The organism is Pedobacter gandavensis, assembly GCF_032677645.1.
GTDB classification, from domain to species: Bacteria; Bacteroidota; Bacteroidia; order Sphingobacteriales; family Sphingobacteriaceae; genus Pedobacter; species Pedobacter gandavensis_A.
Map to the genome: position 1 here is coordinate 1 of NZ_JAVTSB010000024.1, position 1,811 is coordinate 1,811.

At 47.8% G+C, this 1,811-nt stretch carries 1 rRNA gene; it reads right to left on the minus strand.

Annotation, left to right across the window (positions count from 1 at the left end):
* Nucleotides 1-78 precede the first annotated feature (78 nt).
* Nucleotides 79-1,600, minus strand: a 16S ribosomal RNA gene (locus R2Q66_RS23845).
* Between the last annotated feature and the right edge of the window lie 211 nt (nucleotides 1,601-1,811).

Sequence of the window (1,811 nt, forward strand, 5' to 3'; positions counted from 1 at the left end):
TTCATCCTATGGGTTTTTCTTTTGAGATTTTTTTGTCATTTATATCATTTACGCAGCGAGTAGTCTGAACTTCTCCAGAAAGGAGGTATTCCAGCCGCACCTTCCGGTACGGCTACCTTGTTACGACTTAGCCCCAGTTATCGGTTTTACCCTAGGACGCTCCTTGCGGTTACATACTTTAGGTACCCCCAACTTCCATGGCTTGACGGGCGGTGTGTACAAGGCCCGGGAACGTATTCACCGCGTCATTGCTGATACGCGATTACTAGCGAATCCAACTTCAAGAGGTCGAGTTGCAGACCTCTATCCGAACTGTGAATGGCTTTTTGAGATTTGCTTGCTGTTGCCAGCTTGCTGCCCTCTGTACCATCCATTGTAGCACGTGTGTAGCCCCGGACGTAAGGGCCATGATGACTTGACGTCGTCCCCTCCTTCCTCTCTGTTTGCACAGGCAGTCTGTTTAGAGTCCCCACCTTAACGTGCTGGCAACTAAACATAGGGGTTGCGCTCGTTGCGGGACTTAACCCAACACCTCACGGCACGAGCTGACGACAGCCATGCAGCACCTAGTTTCGTGTGATTGCTCACTCATCTATCTCTAAATGATTCACTAACTTTCAAGCCCGGGTAAGGTTCCTCGCGTATCATCGAATTAAACCACATGCTCCTCCGCTTGTGCGGGCCCCCGTCAATTCCTTTGAGTTTCAATCTTGCGACCGTACTCCCCAGGTGGAATACTTAACGCTTTCGCTTAGCCGCTAACTGTGTATCGCTAACAGCGAGTATTCATCGTTTAGGGCGTGGACTACCAGGGTATCTAATCCTGTTTGATCCCCACGCTTTCGTGCCTCAGCGTCAATAACACCATAGTAAGCTGCCTTCGCAATCGGTGTTCTGTGACATATCTATGCATTTCACCGCTACTTGTCACATTCCGCCTACCTCTAGTGTATTCAAGCTCATCAGTATCAAGGGCACTGCGATGGTTGAGCCACCGTCTTTCACCCCTGACTTAACAAGCCGCCTACGCACCCTTTAAACCCAATAAATCCGGATAACGCTTGGATCCTCCGTATTACCGCGGCTGCTGGCACGGAGTTAGCCGATCCTTATTCCTTCGGTACATTCAGCTACTTACACGTAAGTAGGTTTATTCCCGAATAAAAGCAGTTTACGACCCAGAGGGCTGTCTTCCTGCACGCGGCATGGCTGGTTCAGAGTTGCCTCCATTGACCAATATTCCTTACTGCTGCCTCCCGTAGGAGTCTGGTCCGTGTCTCAGTACCAGTGTGGGGGGTCATCCTCTCAGATCCCCTAGTCATCGTGGTCTTGGTGAGCCGTTACCTCGCCAACTAACTAATGACACGCATGCCCATCTCAATCCTATAAATATTTGATCATTAGATAATGCTATCCTGTGATTTTATGCGGTGTTAATCCGAATTTCTTCGGGCTATCCCCCTGATTGAGGTAGGTTGCATACGCGTTACGCACCCGTGCGCCACTTTCCCATTCAGCAAGCTGAATGGTATCGTTCGACTTGCATGTATTAGGCCTGCCGCTAGCGTTCATCCTGAGCCAGGATCAAACTCTCCATTGTAAAATGTTGTGTTTGAACGCTGACCATTCTTAACTTCTTAATAATAGTCTTTATTCTTTTTTATATTGTCTGTCAGTTTCTGACTTAAAATAATAGCTTTGGTTTTCATGTACTTTGAAACTGTACTATCTGTACCTCGCTACGCTATAAATGACATCTCTTTAATGAACTTCTCGAATCACCTCACGGATCTTCTATATATGTTGCAATC